Source organism: Wujia chipingensis (assembly GCF_014337155.1).
Lineage (GTDB): Bacteria > Bacillota > Clostridia > Lachnospirales > Lachnospiraceae > Coprococcus_C > Coprococcus_C hominis.
In genome coordinates this window covers 50,812-69,946 of record NZ_CP060632.1, presented here as the reverse complement: position 1 = coordinate 69,946, position 19,135 = coordinate 50,812, and the positions used below count along the sequence as shown (strand labels likewise).

Genomic DNA, 19,135 nt, shown 5'->3' with positions numbered 1-19,135 from the left:
AGAAAATGGAAAAAGTTAGAATATATGTAGAACAGATCACAGAGGGACAGGTGCTTTTGACCGATGCACAGCTTGCACAATTCGAGCAGTATTATGATATGCTGATTGAGAAAAACAAGGTGATGAATCTGACGGCTATTACAGAGCGGGAAGAAGTAATTCTGAAACATTTTATTGACAGTCTTGCACTTGCCGGATATGTGAAGATGTGGGAAAAACCATATAAAATTATTGATGTGGGAACGGGTGCGGGATTTCCGGGTATTCCGTTAAAAATTGCATTTCCAAATCTGCAGGTAACGTTGTTTGATTCTCTGAACAAACGTATTAAATTCCTGCAGGATGTGATTGAAGCGTTAAACTTGAATGAGATATCAGCGGTACATGGACGTGCAGAGGAAGGCGCCAGAGATAAGGCAATGCGTGAGAAATATGATTTTGTAGTTTCACGTGCGGTAGCAAATATGGCAGTGCTTTCGGAGTATTGTATTCCATTTGTGAAGGTTGGAGGCTACTTTATTCCATATAAAACCGGAACGGTGGAGGAAGAAATCACACAGGGAAAAAAGGCAATCCAGATTCTCGGTGGTAAGATTGAAAAAGTAGAAAAACTCATGCTTCCGGATTCGGATATCAGTCGGAGCTTTGTATTTATCAGAAAAGAAAAACAGACACCAAAAGCATATCCGCGAAAAGCAGGAACTGCAAGCAAACAACCCCTCGGCTAATCAGCCAAGGGGTTGTTTTAATTATGACGCTTTGTCTGACGTCTTATCCGGAGTTCGTCCTGTCGCTCTTTCATGGCTTCCAGACCTTTTTTATCGGTTGGAACCATCGTTTTAATGACAAATATATTGTTGTTTCTTGATTGTTTAAATCGTATCTTGCCACTCACCAATCCGTGATGCCAGCATTTTCCAATGCAGGTATAGGAGTTCGGCGTATTTGCAAACCATTTTACTTTTGGTGCTAATTTTTTACCACAGCGATAACAGATTGGAGCCATCAGATCAATATCTGAAATTGCTTCCTCCTTGCAATGGTATTCTCTGGAGATATGTTCTAAATAATGCTTATGATGAGATATGATCTCATCCTTTTTATCCTTCGGATTGTTGTAGATATCGTAACAATACCGGTCTGCCAGATCTCTTGGAGACATTGCTTTCAGCACAAGTCCGGTATAGTATGCATCATTCACTGCACTGTGAAATGGTTTATCCTCTTCCACTTCTATCTTCAGATGTTCGACTGCTTTTTTCAGCTTTACAATCTTACCATCTTCGTCATACATATCTGCATAGATTTGCTGTACATTATAAAACTTTAACGGCACGGGCATTGGCTTTAAATAGTAGTAATCCATGTTTGTTTGTAAGATATTCAAGTCCATCGAACCCCATGTGCCAAAGATATAATCATCCTGTCCACACCATTTGATGAATTCCCGATACACCATATCAAACGGTCGTCCCTTTCGAAGTGTGGATTCATCATAATTTAAAATAGTCTTGATATGTGGCTGCAGCTTTTTGTAGAGCTTTGGTTTTATAATACTGGAGTATGTGTCGATAATATTAAATTTTTTGTCCAGCTTGACTGCACCGATTTCTATGATTTCAAATGGCATGCGCGGGTTTTCCATATCTCTGCCACCACAGCACTGGTTCCATTCCAAATCAAATATGATATAGTTCATGTTTATTCTGCCTTATCCATTATGCGAAGATGGGAGTAGTCGTTCTCATCCTCTGTTTTTCCGTTACGCTGTTCCAGTTCTTTGCAGATATCATTGAGAATTTCAATGGTCTCATTGGAAGAACGTGAATTTGCGGTTGCCATTTTTGTAATCAAAACAGCCATCTTTTCCGTGCTGCTTACCACACGGTCGGTATTGTCTACATCCTTCTTCAACTGAATCTTTGTCATCAGCTTATCCTGTTCCATGAGATCTTTCATGTGCTTTGAATTATCATCCTTGATCTCAGACAACAGCTTGGAATTCTCGTCCTTCATTTCCAACATCATATCAAGAATGGCGGACATACTCTGGGTACGGGAAACCTCTTCTCTTTTTGCAACTGAGTAGATACCTTTCTCTACCTTGGTAAGCTCGTTCTGCTTATCGAGGTTCAGGTTTGCGATTTCATCGACCTTCGCAAGAATCCCATCCACTAAGAAATAGGTATCAACGACGACAATCAAAGAGACTGCAATGATAACCTGAATCATGGAAGGATATACCAATATTAAATATAAGTCAATCAGCAGTGCCGCTATAAAAGCGACAGCACTGATTGTAAGAGTTGTACTTGATTTGCGGTTCATGTAACACCCTCCGTTCTACACGTGAAACCGGTTTAATCTGTCAAATCTTCTCCATTTGTTTCGATGACCTTCTTGTACCAGTAGAAGGAATCTTTCTTGTATCTTGCCAGATCTTTCAGATCGAATTCATCCCGGTTTACATAGATAAATCCATAACGTTTAACAACACCTTCATGGGTTGATACAAGGTCAATCGCTGACCACGGACAATAGCCCATCATTTCTACACCTTCGGAACATGCAAGCTTAATCTGCTCGATATGCTTTCTCAAGTATTCAATACGATACTGGTCATGTACCTTGCCATCCTCTGTGAGCTTATCGTAAGCACCAAGACCGTTCTCTGTGACGATCATTGGCAGATGATAACGGCTGTAGATCTCACGCATCGTTGCGCGGAACCCATCCGGATCAATCTCCCAGCCAAACTCGGTACGAAGCAGATTTGGATTTGGATAAGCCTTAAATACGCCAGGCTCATCGCCACTGATCTGCTGATCTCCTCTGCCAGCAGGTTCTGTTCCATCGTTCCATTCTACCGTTGCTGTAGAGTAGTAATTAAATCCAATAAAGTCCGGATGCGCACTCGCCATGATATCCATGTCGCCATCTTCGATAACTGGTGTTGCATCGTGTTCCTCTAAGAATGCCCATACAAGATTGTTGTAACGACCAAAAACTGCCATATCAAGATACAGCCAGTTACGGATTGCATTTAAGTTTTGTGCTGCTAATACATCCTTTGGCTTGCAGCTTGCCGGATAGACAAGAGAAATGTTTGGTGCAGGACCAATCTTTCCGCCCGGTACCATCTCATGACACAGAGCCATAGCCTTTGCCTGAGCAAGCAGCATATGATGATTCTCCTGATACAGTTTCTTATATTTGTTATCCACACCCTTTAAATCACAGGTGCCAATCACTTCTCCATTTAAGGTTAATACGTTCTGCTCGTTGATCGTGAGCCAGTATTTTACACGATCACCATAGTTCTCGTAAAGAATCTTTGCGAAGTTTACGAATTCATCAACACTCTCTCTTCTTGACCATCCACCCTTCTTCTCAAGGGCTGCTGGAAGATCAAAATGGAACATCGTAACAAGTGGCTCAATGTTATATTTCAGACATTCGTCGATGACATTGTTGTAGAAATCGATACCTTCCTGATTGACCGCACCGGTTCCTTCCGGAAGAATACGGGACCATGCAACAGAAAAACGGAATGTCTTAAATCCCATCTCTGCCATCAGAGCAATATCTTCTTTGTAGTGATGATAGAAATCAGCACATACATCTAATTCACTGGTGCCTTCCGGTACCTTCTTGATATCCTGTACACTTGGTCCTTTTCCATGTGTCAGGTTTGCACCCTCTACTTGATATGCACTGGTAGATGCACCCCACAGAAAATCTTTTGGCATTGGTTTCAGCTTTTTTAAAATCATGGATATTGACCTCCTATCAAAAATATTATAAAATAGATAACGATTTGTTTCCGTAGCTCAGCAGGATAGAGCAACCGCCTCCTAAGCGGTAGGTCGGGCGTTCGAATCGCCTCGGGAACATTTTTTTATTGTCTAATTTTCCAGGTACATCTGTCGGAAGCTGTAAAGAGCACCGAGCAGATTCGAATCATTTCCGAACTTACATACATCAACCTTGATAAAATTTGTAATCATGCTGATGGATTTTAACTTTTCAACATAGCGCTTTACACCTTCCACGAATGCAGGCTGCGCGCTGATTCCACCGCCGAGCAAGATGATATCCGGATCGACAATGGCAAAGATGTTGAACAGATATTTTGCAGTTGTAAAATAAAAATCTTCCAACATATCAAGGACAACCGGATCGCCTTCTTCTGCCATCTTATAAAGAAGTTCCCCGTTGAATTCTTTTGGATTGATGCCTTTTGCCACTGCAACCTGATAACAAAAAGCACGTGTAGAATACGAAGTAGACCAAAGATAAGGAAGCTTCTCGTATTCTTCTTCCATATCGCTGATTGAATCAATATCAAAGATTTTATCCACATCTTTTCTTGTCAGGGTATCTGCGAAGAAATAAGATAATTCTCCGGCAGACAGATCTTTTCCACGATGCACATGTCCGTTGATTACGATACCACCGCCGATGCCGGTTCCAAGGATGACTACAGCTGCATTCTTACAGCCTTTGGCATTACCCATCCAGACTTCTGCAAGGGCTGCACATTTTCCATCGTTTTCCATGGAAATTTTCACACCGTCACAGCGCGCACCAAGCAGTTCTGCCAGATGTGCGTCCTTCAGATATTTGATACCACCGCCGTTTCGGATGATACCATTTTCTGCGTCGATAAGTCCTGGCAAAGAAAGGGCGATTCCTTCTACACCCTGATCTTTGTATTTGTCATAAATCTGTCCGAGAGATTCCACGAATTCTGGTACAGATTCTCCTTCCTTGGTCGGGGTTGGGTATTTTCCTTTTTCCTGAATATTACCGTCCATACTCATCCAAGCGTATTTTACAAAAGTTCCACCTACGTCAAATACTAGATACATAAAATCTCCTTCCTGAAAGTATATTATATTGTCACGACACCCTGTAACCAGATTTCTCCGCGAAACCGTCTGCCGACCTTTGGTTCTCCCTGTAAATCTGCTTCATTGATGCCGACGTTGATCATCAATCCATTTGCTTCAATCAGCAAGTTATAGACGATCTCTTTGCTGTATATATTTTGCAGCTTCTCCACTGCATAGATATTTCCGATAACCATGTAATGGTCGCATTCCACACCGCAAGGCATAAAGCTTGTATCGATGATCGAAAGAACATCCTCCTTGATGACTCTGGAAGAAATAGAGGTGTAGGTGTTCATTTCGTCATAGGTCAGTTGTTCCATCGCGTCGGTATCACCGTTTCGCGCTGCATCGAGCAGCTGGTTTCTGCGGTTCCGTCCTTTCGATTCGACGGCTATCTGATGCTTGGAATGATGCATACCAAGCAGAACCGTTCCAGCTACAGACAAAGCAGAAAACTTGACCTTCGTGATCTGCCGGTTGGAATAATTCAACCATTTGGATTTTGCATAATCTGCGATATTGATGACATAGAAGATAATCGTCATACCAAGATGGTAATCTTCGCAGACTCCCGCATAGCTTTCTTTGTCGGTCTGTTTCTGAATCGTGATGTTCTCAAACTGCATGAACCGGTCTCCCTTCAAATAAGGAAAATAATGTTCAATGGATAAAGAACCCTTGATGTCATATTCACCAACGAGCGAGAGTCCGAAATTCTTACCAAAATCTTTTTCAAACTGCAGCAGCGACGTATCGACGCTGATCGTCGTCATTATCTTGCGGTTTGGAGTATTCAACGTGTGACGATAAATATCTTCCAATTGCTGTCTATTTTTACATTCGCGAAAACCGATCGCACGTAGATAAGTATGCATACTACCTCCAGCATTTCCGCATGGGAAATGGATTAACAGATTTTTGTCTTACCGCCCATATATGGCTGAAGCACCTTTGGAATGTTGATGCTTCCATCTTCGTTCAGGTTGTTCTCTAAGAATGCAATCAGCATACGAGGTGGAGCAACAACAGTATTGTTCAATGTATGAGCAAAATATTTTCCATCCTTGCCCTTTACCTTGATGCCAAGACGACGTGCCTGAGCATCACCGAGGTTTGAACAGCTACCAACTTCGAAATATTTTTTCTGACGTGGAGACCATGCTTCAACGTCGTAAGATTTTACCTTTAAGTCTGCCAGATCACCAGAACAGCACTCGATTGTACGAACTGGAATATCCATAGAACGGAACAGATCAACTGTATTTTTCCACAGCTTGTCGAACCACATCTTGCTATCCTCTGGCTTGCAGACAACGATCATTTCCTGCTTCTCAAACTGGTGGATACGATAAACACCACGCTCCTCAATACCATGTGCACCCTTCTCTTTACGGAAGCATGGAGAGTAGCTTGTCAGAGTCTTAGGAAGCTCTTCCTCTGGTGTCATTGTATCGATGAACTTACCAATCATAGAGTGCTCACTTGTACCGATCAGATACAGATCCTCACCCTCAATCTTATACATCATGGCATCCATCTCAGCGAAACTCATAACACCGGTTACAACGTTGCTGCGGATCATGAAAGGTGGTACACAGTAAGTAAATCCACGGTCAATCATGAAATCTCTTGCATAGCTGATAACGGCTGAATGCAGTCTTGCAATGTCGCCCATCAGATAGTAGAAACCATTTCCGGCTACCTTTCTTGCACTGTCAAGATCAATACCGTTCAGCTTCTCCATGATGTCTGTATGATAAGGAACTTCAAAATCTGGAACAACTGGCTCGCCAAAACGCTCCAGCTCTACATTCTCAGAATCATCTTTACCGATTGGAACAGTCGGATCAATGATGTTCGGAATGACCATCATTTTCTTCTTTAACTCTTCACGCACCTGTGGCTCCTGCTTCTCCAGCTCTGCCAGACGGGCTGCGTTCTTTGCAACTTCCTTCTTAACTTCTTCTGCCTCTTCCTTCTTGCCCTGTGCCATCAATGCACCAATCTGCTTTGCAATAGCGTTCTTCTTTGCACGAAGCTCATCGGCTTCCTGCTGAAGGGCTCTTGCCTGCTTGTCAAGCTCGATGACTTCATCTACTAATGGAAGCTTCGCATCCTGAAACTTCTTCTTGATATTCTCCTTTACAGCGTCTGGGTTTTCACGAACAAATTTAATGTCTAACATAATTGTCGTCCTTTCTTATTTATAATAGTAGTTTAAAATATTTGTTAAAAAATTGATATCAAAAATTTTGTATCATTATAATATTGTGACCTGATTATGCATCAAAATTCAGATTACCATCGGCATCTTCGAATTCTGCTTCCTTTGTCAGATCCTGAATCTCTTCTTCCACCGTCTTAGCCTGTTCCAATGCTTCCTTTTCTTCCGATGAAAGCTGGATGTAAGATTCGCCGTTTACGATTTCCTTCGCATAGGTAAAACAGCCTTCCCTCGAGTGCATCGAGTTCAGTAGAATACCGGAATTCTCATCGTTTAACAATGCGATGACGAAGCTTAGTTTTCCTGCCATCTTATCAAATGCATCGTACTTGACGAGGGCATATTTGCTGATACACGAGGACAGATGTTTCTTGATCTGCCGGTGCTCTTTCGTCACACGTCTGGCATTTACCTTGACCTGATCCATCTCTTTAAAACGAATCCGAATAATCTTCTCCAAATCCGCACCTTTTTTGCCACTCATAAGCATCTCATATTTTCTTGCCATCACATTCATCTTATGAATGATAAAAATGATTAGAATTATGAGTAAAACAACCAAAATACAAAGGATTGTGACAGCAGAAGACATTTTCATACCAAATATCTTAGCCTCTTCCATGAAGTTTTCCTCTTTTCGATTTTATTGTGCGAGCAACTGTGTAATGCGCTCTAAATCTTCCTGTGAATAATATTCAATTTCAATTTTTCCGGAATCCTTGGTCTTTGCTTTGATGGTTGTCTTTGTTCCAAGGGATTCCTTTAAGCGGTTTTCAATCGCTTTATATAAGAAGGAAAGTTCCGGGTCTTCTTTCTCGGATGTCTTTTCCTTTGGTTTCTTATTTAATAGTTTCTTGACGTAGCTCTCTGTCTCACGCACGGAAAGCTTTTTATCAAAAATATACATTGCTGTCTCATACTGTAACTGAGGTTCTGTGATCGTAATGAGTGCACGAACATGTCCGGTCGACAGCATATCATCAATCAGCATCTGCTGTACCTTCTCGGTCAGCTTCAGAAGTCGGAGTGCATTTGTCACAGTCGTACGGCTCTTCGATACACGTTCTGCAACTTCATCCTGTGTCAGGTTGAATTCCTGAATCAAACGTTCATAAGCGTGTGCCTCTTCAATCGGATTTAAATCCTCACGCTGGATGTTCTCAATCAATGCGATCTCAACAATCTGCTGATCATCGTAATCTTTGATGACAACTGGAACCTCTTTCAAACCAGCTAACCGGGCAGCTCTCCAACGGCGCTCACCGGCAATCAGTTCATAGTAGCCTTTGCGCTTCACTACGACCAATGGCTCAATCACACCAAACTGTTTGATGGAATCTGCAAGCTCCTGCAATGCATCTTCATTGAATTCTTTTCTTGGCTGATTTTTGTTTGGCTCAATCCGGTTGATATTTAATGTCTGTTCTACTTTTTTCACAACCTCTGTTTTTGTAACAGCGCCTGTTTTAGTCTGTTTCGATGCCTTTGGACTGACATCTTCGGTTGTATCGTCTGTCGGAATTAAATTACTTAGTCCACGACCTAATCCTCGCTTTGGTGCCATAGCGTTCTCCTCCCAAATAGGTGTTTTTATAATTTTGCGTATAGTTTATTATTGATTACTTCGTCTGCAAGATCCCGATATCCCTGCGCGCCGGATGACCGGCTGTCATACAGGTTGATAGGAAGTCCGAAGCTAGGTGCTTCTGCTAGCCGTACATTTCTCGGAATAATGGTTTTATATATAAACTGATCCAAATTATTCTTGACGTTTTCAACAACCTCCAAAGACAGGTTCGTACGTGCGTCATACATCGTAAACACAACACCTTCGATTTCAAGGGATTTGTTTAGCTTCTTTTTAATCAGATTGATCGTGTAAATGAGCTGCGAGAGACCATCCAAAGCAAAAAATTCACATTGGATTGGCACTAAGACAGTGTCCGCCGCAGTCATAGAATTGATCGTCAACATACCGAGAGCCGGTGGACAATCAATGATAATAAAATCATATTTTTTCTTTACGCTTTTTAACAGGTTCTTTAGTATATGCTGTGGATCTTCGGCATCGACCAATTCGACTTCTGCACCTGCCAGATCACGGTTCGCCGGCAAAACGCTTAAATCCAGTCCATGCTCCAATGGATGAACGATCATACACTCTCCAATGTTAATCTCTCCACTCATGGCATGATAAATGGTGTATTCCAAGGTATTCTTATCGATACCAAGGCCACTTGTCAGATTGCCCTGTGGGTCCATGTCGACAGCCAGAACCTTTTTACCTTTTTCCGCCAGACATGCTGCGAGATTGATTGATGTTGTTGTTTTTCCTACGCCGCCTTTCTGGTTGGCGACTGCAATGATTCTACCCATAAAAACCTCCACATATAATAAACATTATAGCACTACCTGACATGTTTCGCTATATCAAAATATGGGTAAATTTGTTGTAGGAGTACAATATATAGATTTGAGTGCTTAGATATTACAATATGTATGGAAAATAAAAGAAAAATTCATAAAAGTCAAGTAAAAAACCGTAAAATAAATATTAGTTATTATAAACACTTTAGTGTTTCACGTGAAACATTAGATATTTTGAAAATTATATTTAATTAAGAATTGGAAGGTTGTTATCACATATGCTATTTGATTTTGTGTGTTGATGTATATATTATTCAGTAAAAAAATATGTGCTTATGTTTCACGTGAAACATGGTTGCGAGATTATGATTATATGGAGATGTAATTCAAAAATTAATTATGAATGAATCTATAATAGATGATAACAAACTGAACTTAGCATTTTATAAATTGACTGAGTGAATTCTAGTGCTATCAGAAGTAACATAACGGGTACATAAAAATAATAGAATATTATCTTATTTGATTTAGATAAATAATTGAGTGTATTTCAGATATAAAAATTGAATTTGGTATAGACACATTAGTTTTAAAATATCTGAATATATATGTTTCACGTGAAACATTGTTTGCAACATATACATTACATAAAATGAAAATAAAATCTGAAATATATGATTTATAATATCTACAAGTATCTAAAAATGAATAACTGATGAACCGACAGATAACTGGTAAAATTTATTTCTGGCTGTTTTTGGTTTTATAAATAACTGTAACGTGTAATATGTTAAATTATAAAACAACAATAAACTTAATTGATAAATTATAGTACAATATGCATCTGTATAATTTTAATGTACATAAAATGAATTATAACTGTTATCTATTTATATTGAGCATGTGTTATCTATATTGAATATAGAATAGAATTTTAATTCACGATTATCAATATGTTTCACGTGAAACACTGATTATCCACATATATAAACATCAATAATTGTGGAAAAGTATATAATATCCACCAACTTATACACATAATTGTGGATAAAAATGATTCTAAAAACAAAAATTGTTGATAACTTCGGGCGGAATCATACATATTGTATTTATAAAATTGGAGATACAATATAGTGAGGTTAGAGGAGAGTAAAACATAAGCATATGAATATATGACAATTTCATAAAAATAAGCCGGATGATTTAATCATCCGACTTACTTAACTTCTTAGTAATTATATACCAGTTTTTATCATATGGAATGTATAATGAAATTACATCTGTTCTGGACAATCAATACCAAGCAATTCCATTGCATCTTTGATCGTCTTCTTTGTGATATATACCAGTGTAGCACGCGCGTTACGCACATTCTCTTCCTCTACATGGATACGGCATGCGTTGTAGAATTTGTTGAATGCCTGTGCAACATCGACTGCAAATCTTGCAACGGCAGAAGGCTCGTAACGCTCGGAAGCATCCTTGACAACCTTCGGGAAGCGGTTAATCTCTTTCAGTAACTCCATTGCTTCTACATCTGTCAATACACTGTAATCAATATCTGCTGATGGTGTAAATCCATCCAGCTTCTTTAAGATACTGCAGCATCTTGCATGTGTGTACTGTACGTATGGACCAGTTTCACCATCGAAGTTCAAAAGCTTCTCCCATTTGAAAGATACGTCTTTGATACGCTGGTTATAAAGATCATTGAACAATACGGCACCAACACCAATTTTCTTTGCTGTCTCATCCTTATCTGGAAGATCCGGGTTCTTCTCATTGATGATCTCTTTGATCTTCGCAATCGCTTCGAGGAGAATATCCTCGGCATAAATAATATTTCCGCTACGTGTAGAAAGCTTGGCACCTTCCAAGCTGACAAGTCCATAAGGAATATGCACTAACTGATCCTTTGCCCATTCATTTCCAAGCAATTCAACAACCTTGAATACCTGCTTGAAGTGAAGCTTCTGTTCCTGTCCGGTTACATACAGACATTTTACGAAGTTGTAAGTTTCTTTCCGATAGAAGATCGCTGCAATATCACGTGTTGCATAGATGGAGCTGCCGTCGTTCTTCAGGATCAGACATGGAGCCATATCATAAGCGTCTAAGTTTACGATCTTTGCACCCTCACTCTCTGTCAGGAGATTTGCGTCTGTCAGTCGTTTTACAACATCGTCGGTTTTATCACGGTAGAAGCTCTCGCCGAGGTAGTAGTCGAAGTCCATACCAAGCAGATCGTAAGTACGCTTGTATTCGATCAGACTGATATCCTTGAACCACTGCCAGATTTTTAAAGCTTCCTCGTCACCATGTTCCATCTTCGCGAACCATGCACGCGCTTCGTCGTTTAACTCTGGATTCTTCTCAGCCTCTTCGTGGAACTTCACGTAGAGCTTCATCAGTTCGGCAACGCCGTCCTTCTTGACCGCTTCTTCACTTCCCCATGCCTTGTATGCAACGATCAGTTTACCAAACTGTGTACCCCAGTCGCCGAGGTGGTTGATGCGGACAACCTTGTAGCCCAGCTTGGAATAAATCTTATACAGAGAGTTTCCAATGATCGTCGTACGAAGATGTCCAACATGGAAATTCTTTGCTACGTTTGGAGAAGAATAATCGATACAGATTGTCTGTCCATTTCCTTCGGTAGAACTTCCGAAATCATCAGCCATAGAAGCTGTCACCATTGTTTCGATAAATAATTCCTTCTTTACGAAGAAGTTTAAGTAAGCACCCTGTACCTGAATCTCCTGCAGGAAATCCACATCGCCGATTGCTTCTTTGATATCGTTGGCAATCATCTGTGGGGCTTTGCGCATCGTCTTCGCAAGGCGGAAGCAGGGAAATGCAAAATCACCAAGCTCCGGTTTTGGCGGAATCTCAATCAGGTCTGCAATTTCTGCTGCGGTTAACCCTTCGACGTTTGCAGCAATCAGTTCTACAATCTTGTTTTTCATAATATATAAACTCCTTTATTGTTGTTTGCTTTTATTGTTGGATCGGGAAGCTGAATTTTACTGTGGTTCCCGACATGACATCCCCGGAGATATCCAGCTTGCCACAGAGCATATACAGGATTTCCTTTGCTTTGTGCAGGCTGCTGTACCAAGGACTGTCCTCCATATAGGTGTCCTTGATGCCGACACCATCATCTGTCAGAATGACCTCTGCCATATTTGGCGTCAGGCTTGCCTGTACGGATACATTGGATGCATTTGCATGTAAGGCGATGTTATCGAAAAATATTGCAATCAGCCGCATGAAGTTAATGTTGAACACCGGATGATAGCTGATGTTCGGATCTGGTGTTTCGACAGATGCGGTAATTTTGATCTTTGTATGTTTCTGCTTAAACTCATTTAAGTAAGCTTCGAGCTGTTCCTTCAACGGTTTGTCGGAAGAAGAAAAGCTGTTCATGTTCTCGGCGATTTCATCGACCGAGTGGGACATCTGCTTTACGTTGTGCAGGATTTCCTGCAAGGTTAATTTCGCACGTCCGACATCTGTTCCAATCAGATAGTTGATCATATCCAGTTTGTTCTGCATAGCTTCCAGCCCGGTTTTGATCTGCTTATCCAGAATCGTCTGTGTGAGTGCCCGGTCGTATGCATCCAGCATTAAGATATTATATCCATGCGAGGAGATGTCTTCCTTGGCGTCCTCCTGAAGAAATGTAAAGCCGTAGTGATCGGTATGATCAGGGTCGTCTGTCGTGTAGCGAGGCTCAAAAGAGGTAAGTGCATCTTCTGCATTGTTCAATGCTTCCAGGTATTGACGCAGCTTGTTCAACTGTAATTCCATGCCGCGCAGCTTTAACGTCAAGGTCTCCTTCACGGATTGCAGGTCTTTGATCTGCTCCTGAATGATCTTGTTGCGCTCGGTATCCACGCCATCATTTGTGACAGGAGAAAAGACGCTTTTTCTGGAGTTGGTCTTGAAGGCGTAAATGTCCTTCGTCTTGTCCAGCTCATCAATCTTGATGTCAATTTCAAAAATCTGTGTTTTGAGATTCTGGATATCCTCCAATTGTGACAGGAAGGATTTGTTGAAATAATCCAGCATCATCTGATTGGCAGATTTGATTTTCTTAAAATTCTCTTTTGATTCTTCCATAGTTGAAGTACCTCTTTTCGTGGTGCAAGGTTTCCTGTTATCGTCTGCGGGAACGGGAGTTTTGCTTCCGTTTCCGTGGTTCGATCACATTTGCATAAATAAAAAGTCCAAGAATACATGCAACGACGACCGCCGCAATTATATATTTCCAATAGCTTTTCTTTTCTTTGATTAACGCCGGGCGGATACTGCCATTTTTGTATGCTTCGGCTACGGCAACGTCATCGTTGGAATTGACATAGCCGGAATAGCTGACCGGAAGTGTCAGGCAGGTCGTACCTTCATAGGAAACTTCCAAAGTACCGATATAACCTTCATCCAGCCGGTCTGCGGATGGAACAAAGTTCATTTGCAGCTTGGTTCTGTCGGCATTGTTCGCAAATATAAATGGCTGGTTATTGTCAACGGACAGATGCATGGTTCCGAGATTTTCACAACCATAATAATCGTTTAAGAAGTTCTGCGCGGTCGTGGCAGCCTCTGCATCGAATTCATAGTCTGACAACAACGTGGTGTTTGAGTAGTTGTTGAATACATAGTTGAACAACGCAATGCTGTCGGTGTAATTCGTTGCGTTGTCAGGGGCACCCATTGTCACACAGATCAACTGCATATCATTTTTTTCAGCCCAGACGACAAGTGTACCACCCGCATCATCAGTATAACCAGTTTTTCCACCTTGACATGCCGGGTAATAATATTCGGAATTGCTGAGCATCATCCGGTTGCCCTGCGTGAGATAACGCGTCTCATTGTTCATGTTCGTTGGCGGAATCTCATGATAGGTTTCTGAAGCATACTCACGAAAGGTCTTGCTTGTAAGCGCCTCTTTTGTGATCAGCGCCATGTCGTAGGCAGTTGTATAATGGTCCGGATCATGCAATCCGTTTGCATTCGTAAAATGTGTATCCTTGCAGCCGAGACTTTGTGCAGTATCATTCATCAACTGCACGAAATTCTCCAGAGAGCCGGACACTTGTTCTGCAATCGCCCAGGCTGCTTCATTTGCAGACATGAGCATGACGGCATAGAGTGCATCCGACATACTGATCTCTTCGCCGACATCGAGCGCGATATGGGAACTGTTGCGGTCGATGCCCCAGACGGCAGCGTCGCTCATTGTGATCGTAGAGTTTAAATCTCCGTTTTTGATGGCGAGATACGCAGTCATGATCTTTGTGATACTTGCCGGATATTGCCGGGTGTGGGAATTCTTTTCGTATATGATCTGTCCGGATTGTGCATCCATGATGATGGCAGATGTGGACGTAATCTGTGGAAATCCCGTCGTTGCATTTGCATCGGATGCAGTTGCGGTGCTTGTCTGTGCAGCCTCGCATGGAATACACATGCTGAGGAATAGCACGCACACCATTATATAGGAAATAATTTTTTTCACTGTTTTGATCATGCTATAAAATCCTTTTCTGTAAAGATTGACATTATCTTCTTAATTATCATATAAAACAGGGAAAAAAACAAGAGATAAAATGCAACATTCTTGTGAAAATTTAAAATAAATGCTAATATAGAAACATTATAGATGGACGAGGTAAAAAAGATGAGATTACGAAACGTAAAAGGCTCCAGAGAAATGATTGCCACAAATGATTTTGTCGTGCATGAAGAAGAGACAATGAAGGGAAAGTGGCATGATTTTTTTGAAAATGAAAATCCGATTCATATCGAAGTGGGAATGGGAAAAGGCAGATTTATTATAGATATGGCAAAGCTGCATCCGGAGATCAATTATATCGGTATTGAGAAATATTCGAGTGTGCTTGTCCGGGCAATCGAGAAGCAGACAATCGAGCAGCTTCCGAATCTGGTGTTTATCCGAATGGATGCGGAGGCAATCGAAAATGTATTTGAAAAAGATGAGGTTGCCTATATCTATCTGAACTTTTCTGATCCGTGGCCGAAGGATCGTCATGCGAGACGGCGCCTGACATCGGTGCAGTTTTTGAACCGGTATGTGAATTTCCTCGCAGCAGATGGAGGGCTTACATTTAAGACAGACAACCGCCCGTTGTTTGATTTCTCACTGGAACAGGTAGAACTTGCCGGTTGGGAGATGGTCAACTATACGTTTGACCTGCATCATAGCGAGTATGCGGAGGGTAATGTCATGACGGAGTATGAAGAGAAGTTTTCTGCGATGGGAAATCCAATCTGCCGCATGGTCATCAAACCACCAAAAAAGAAATAACAAAAACGTGTAAAAAAAGAGATTCCGGTGCATACTATGGTAGTAAGATACATGCCGGAGTCTCTTATGGGAAGAAAAAAATGTGGTTTTAAACTTACAAATGCAGTGTACTCGAATCCCTGTCTGAATCGAAAACTGATGAATCTTGGACGCAATATACACACAGTATGTTGTATTCTGAACCGGCTGGAGACAATTAGTGCATGCAAGAAGTTAAGGAAATAAAGGGTTTGCGGGCTTTTTGAAAAAAATCTGAAAAAAATGTGAAAAAAAGCTTGCATTTTGTAAATGAATGTTGTATACTCCATATTGTTCTGATGAAGAACACATGGTAAGTGAAAATTCACTACGGGCCGCTAGCTCATTTGGTAGAGCACCTGACTCTTAATCAGGGTGTGCGGGGTTCGAGCCCCCGGCGGCCCACTTGTAAAAGCATCGGTTTTGCAGAAGAAGCTGCGGAGTCGGTGTTTTTTTTGTATTTTCGGTTTTACACAGATGAAATGCAGAGAATCATGCAGAATTTACAATGTAAGTGCAGAAAGCGTGTAGAAGATGATTTATGAAAAGATGATTGAAACTGAAAATTCAGATCCGATGCGAACCGCATGGACAGATTACCGGCAGACATTGACCAGTTATGTCTTAGAGGGGATTGAGAGCTATTACCGGCGGGCACATCTGGCAAGACAGGGAAAATTGCGGGATCAGGCGTTTACTTTGGAGGCGGATGTACCTTTGGAAGCGAAACCGGTAGTTGCTATCTGGGGTGCCGGTCGATGCAATGATCTGGATCTGGAAATGCTGGCACCCTATGTGCGGTTTGTACTGATTGACCGGACGATGGAGGATATACAGGCGGCACGGGCGCGATATGGATTATCAGAGGCACAGTGTGTCTGTGTGGATTTGCGATTCTGGGAAATCTATGAGGAAGAGGAACGGTTTTTTGAGACATTGCTTGCGAATGGGGACGATCTGCATTTGTCAGAATATCTGCGTCAGGTCATGGAGTCAGTGGCGGAGCAACAGCCAACATTTGCGGGATATGAAAAGGCATTTGATTTCAGTGTCGTGTGTGGACTTGCCAGTCAGTTAAATGCGCGGTTTGCTGGGCTGCTGCAATTATATGGAAAAGATCTGCGCAGACTGCCAAGGACGGCTGCCATGATGAAGGAAATGAATGTGCAGGCAGCAGGGCGGTTGATGGATGCCATTATGGTGACAACAAGCGGCGCTGTTTTCGCGGCAAATGAGATATATGCAGCGTTGCCTGCGCGCGAAGAACGGCTGGCAGAATATGCTCAGATCTGGACGGAGGAATGGGAACAGCTTCTGACAGCAAAGACAGAAACACAGATTCTGCCAGAGGATGTAGAAGGCATTACTTGTCAGGTTGCAGGCAGCCGGGAATTTGAACTGCATCTGATGCAGGCACAGAAGGCGGGAAAGCTTGTTTTCCGGCATCGGAGTGGGTGCGTCTGGCCATTTTCAGAAGAAAAATATTATTTTATGGATGTTTTGACGGCATATTTCATAAATAAAGAAATAAAATAAAAAAATAACTTTCATAAGTTAGGAAAGCCTTTTTGAGTGGCTGTTTTGTTGAAAAAAGAAAGTTCCTATGGTATCATAACGGAGATTGGATATAAATAGCATTATTCCGAAGAGGGTATCTATGAAATTATATGTAACAAGACATGGACAGACACAGTATAATATAGAGGTTCGAATCTGTGGAAGAGCAAATGTGCGACTGACGGAAAAAGGAATCTCACAGGCACATGAGCTGGCACAGAGCATGCAGGATACAGATGTGGATCTCATCATTTCATCACCGCTTGTGCGTGCAAAGGAGACTGCAGATATTGTCGGTGCAGCGATCGGTGTGCCGGTAGAAGTGGATGATCGCCTTGCAGAGCGTGATTATGGCGTGATCGACGGAACCTATGAGGGAACGCCGGGATTCATGGAGCAGTGGGTACAGTTTGGTTACCAGTATCCAGAGGGTGAGTCGCTGCTTAAAGTTGTACAGCGTGTGTATAATTTTCTAGATGATATCAAGCAGCGCTATGCGGATAAAAAGGTCATGGTGATCAGTCATGGCGGTGTGTGCCGGGTGATCAACTCATATTTTGAGAGTCTGGATAATGAAGACTTTTTCAAGTTTAATCTGGGAAATTGTAAAGTTCTTCAATATGATCTCTAAAAAAGAAGATTATGTAAAATATGTAATAAAATAGTCACAATCTAGCATAAATTCCTTGAATGAATGAGGGGTTTATGCTATTATTTTTTTATCACTTCTTATTAGAATTAAGAGGGTTATTTAGGAGGGAAGATTTATGAATTGTACGATGTGTGGAGCGATTATACCAACCGGACAGACAAATTGTCCAATGTGTGGAGCTCCAGTTCAGGCAGAGCAACCTGCAGATAATGCACAGCCAGTGCAGCCACAGATGGGATACCAGCAGCCAATGGGACAGCCGGTACAGCCACAGATGGGATACCAGCAGCCAATGGGACAGCCGGTGCAGCCACAGATGGGATATCAGCAGCCAGCAGGACAGCCGGTGCAGCCACAGATGGGATACCAGCAGCCAGCAGGACAGCCGGTGCAGCCACAGATGGGATACCAGCAGCCAATGGGACAGCCGGTACAGCCACAGATGGGATACCAGCAGCCACAGCAGCCGATGGGCGGTTATTATCAGCCTAGAAGCAATAACGCAGCGGCATTTGGTGCAGGAATCAATGGATATCTTGGATATGTGAAGGAAAATCCTATGAATATCCTGAAGATCGTTGGAGCATTTTTTGTGTTCCTTGCAACTTTAATCCCATGGGCACATGCAACTTACTGGGGTGTTACAGAGCATTGGAATCTGTTTAAGGCAGGTGGATTTAACCGCTTCATCGCAATCATTGTGTTACTGCTTTCATTGGTACTGATTGCATGGGAGGTTGCAGATTTTATTCCTGTTCCACAGATTGCAAATGTGAAAGCAAAGTTACAGGCGATTCCATACTTTGAGTTTATTCTTCTTGGTGTCATCTTTGTATTTGTATTGATCGCAACAATTCGTCACGGTTATGCACATTCAGATGGTACGACGGTTAACTTCAGGGAGTATGGTATTAAGGTAGGTATTTCAGCCGGTGTGATTTTTGCATACCTTGGTGTGATTGCTGCCGCAGCTCCAAGAGTGTTAGACAAGCTTGGAATCAAGATCGGAAACAAATAATACATAAGTAAGAAAATGGCTGTCGAGCCGGTATGGTTCGGCAGCCATCGTTGTATATGATGGTCTGGAGGGT

Annotated in this window: 17 protein-coding genes and 2 tRNA genes; 7 read left to right on the top strand and 12 right to left on the bottom strand. The window is 41.8% G+C overall.

Going from position 1 to position 19,135, the window contains the following annotated elements; all coding sequences use genetic code 11:
- Positions 1-5: 5 nt before the first annotated feature.
- On the top strand, positions 6-728 hold the full coding sequence (gene rsmG / locus H9Q76_RS00370) for a 16S rRNA (guanine(527)-N(7))-methyltransferase RsmG (RefSeq protein ID WP_021984215.1): 723 nt from the start codon (positions 6-8) through the stop codon (positions 726-728).
- 17 nt (positions 729-745) lie between these two features.
- On the opposite strand, the gene H9Q76_RS00365 is transcribed toward rsmG, so the two are convergent.
- The 3 genes from H9Q76_RS00365 to H9Q76_RS00355 are packed head-to-tail and all read right to left on the bottom strand — an operon-like array spanning position 746 to position 3,773.
- Entirely contained in the window at positions 746-1,699 is a 954-nt protein-coding gene (locus H9Q76_RS00365) for a 3'-5' exonuclease (RefSeq protein WP_021984216.1), read from the bottom strand.
- Between the two features lie 2 nt (positions 1,700-1,701).
- On the bottom strand, positions 1,702-2,328 hold the full coding sequence (locus tag H9Q76_RS00360) for a hypothetical protein (protein WP_021984217.1): 627 nt from the start codon (positions 2,326-2,328) through the stop codon (positions 1,702-1,704).
- Positions 2,329-2,360: 32 nt separating this feature from the next.
- Positions 2,361-3,773: a glycoside hydrolase family 1 protein gene (locus H9Q76_RS00355; protein ID WP_021984218.1), complete on the bottom strand. Its 1,413-nt coding sequence runs from the start codon at positions 3,771-3,773 to the stop codon at positions 2,361-2,363.
- A 46-nt stretch (positions 3,774-3,819) separates the two neighbouring features.
- Here H9Q76_RS00355 and H9Q76_RS00350 point away from each other — a divergent pair.
- A tRNA-Arg gene (locus H9Q76_RS00350) sits at positions 3,820-3,893 on the top strand.
- A 12-nt stretch (positions 3,894-3,905) separates the two neighbouring features.
- On the opposite strand, the gene H9Q76_RS00345 is transcribed toward H9Q76_RS00350, so the two are convergent.
- From H9Q76_RS00345 to H9Q76_RS00305, 9 genes are all read right to left on the bottom strand, one after another.
- The gene (locus H9Q76_RS00345; RefSeq protein ID WP_021984219.1) at positions 3,906-4,871 is read right to left on the bottom strand and encodes an ROK family protein; all 966 of its coding nucleotides are present in this window, start codon (positions 4,869-4,871) and stop codon (positions 3,906-3,908) included.
- A 23-nt stretch (positions 4,872-4,894) separates the two neighbouring features.
- Positions 4,895-5,770, bottom strand: coding sequence for a DUF3881 family protein (locus H9Q76_RS00340; RefSeq protein WP_117781715.1), 876 nt, complete (start codon positions 5,768-5,770; stop codon positions 4,895-4,897).
- A gap of 32 nt (positions 5,771-5,802) precedes the next feature.
- Entirely contained in the window at positions 5,803-7,080 is a 1,278-nt protein-coding gene (gene serS / locus H9Q76_RS00335) for a serine--tRNA ligase (protein WP_021984221.1), read from the bottom strand.
- A gap of 94 nt (positions 7,081-7,174) precedes the next feature.
- Positions 7,175-7,741: a DUF4446 family protein gene (locus H9Q76_RS00330; protein WP_249321345.1), complete on the bottom strand. Its 567-nt coding sequence runs from the start codon at positions 7,739-7,741 to the stop codon at positions 7,175-7,177.
- A gap of 21 nt (positions 7,742-7,762) precedes the next feature.
- Positions 7,763-8,683: a ParB/RepB/Spo0J family partition protein gene (locus H9Q76_RS00325; protein ID WP_118545197.1), complete on the bottom strand. Its 921-nt coding sequence runs from the start codon at positions 8,681-8,683 to the stop codon at positions 7,763-7,765.
- A 26-nt stretch (positions 8,684-8,709) separates the two neighbouring features.
- Entirely contained in the window at positions 8,710-9,495 is a 786-nt protein-coding gene (locus H9Q76_RS00320) for a ParA family protein (protein ID WP_021984224.1), read from the bottom strand.
- A 1,265-nt stretch (positions 9,496-10,760) separates the two neighbouring features.
- The gene (argS, locus tag H9Q76_RS00315; RefSeq protein ID WP_117781630.1) at positions 10,761-12,452 is read right to left on the bottom strand and encodes an arginine--tRNA ligase; all 1,692 of its coding nucleotides are present in this window, start codon (positions 12,450-12,452) and stop codon (positions 10,761-10,763) included.
- Between the two features lie 31 nt (positions 12,453-12,483).
- Positions 12,484-13,608, bottom strand: coding sequence for a hypothetical protein (locus H9Q76_RS00310; RefSeq protein ID WP_021984226.1), 1,125 nt, complete (start codon positions 13,606-13,608; stop codon positions 12,484-12,486).
- 37 nt (positions 13,609-13,645) lie between these two features.
- Entirely contained in the window at positions 13,646-15,019 is a 1,374-nt protein-coding gene (locus H9Q76_RS00305) for a D-alanyl-D-alanine carboxypeptidase family protein (protein WP_021984227.1), read from the bottom strand.
- A gap of 150 nt (positions 15,020-15,169) precedes the next feature.
- Between H9Q76_RS00305 and trmB the strand changes: the two genes are divergently transcribed.
- The 5 genes from trmB (at position 15,170) to H9Q76_RS13750 (ending at position 19,062) form a co-directional block, all read left to right on the top strand.
- Positions 15,170-15,817 (top strand): tRNA (guanosine(46)-N7)-methyltransferase TrmB, encoded by a 648-nt coding sequence (gene trmB / locus H9Q76_RS00300; protein WP_118545548.1) that lies wholly within the window; start codon positions 15,170-15,172, stop codon positions 15,815-15,817.
- Positions 15,818-16,167: 350 nt separating this feature from the next.
- Positions 16,168-16,240: transfer RNA gene (locus tag H9Q76_RS00295), tRNA-Lys, on the top strand.
- Positions 16,241-16,369: 129 nt separating this feature from the next.
- Entirely contained in the window at positions 16,370-17,371 is a 1,002-nt protein-coding gene (locus tag H9Q76_RS00290; protein ID WP_118545199.1) for a hypothetical protein, read from the top strand.
- Between the two features lie 121 nt (positions 17,372-17,492).
- Positions 17,493-18,023, top strand: a complete 531-nt coding sequence (locus H9Q76_RS00285) for a histidine phosphatase family protein (RefSeq protein WP_021984231.1) — start codon at positions 17,493-17,495, stop codon at positions 18,021-18,023.
- Between the two features lie 136 nt (positions 18,024-18,159).
- Positions 18,160-19,062, top strand: coding sequence for a hypothetical protein (locus H9Q76_RS13750; protein ID WP_182439248.1), 903 nt, complete (start codon positions 18,160-18,162; stop codon positions 19,060-19,062).
- The last annotated feature ends 73 nt before the right edge of the window (positions 19,063-19,135 follow it).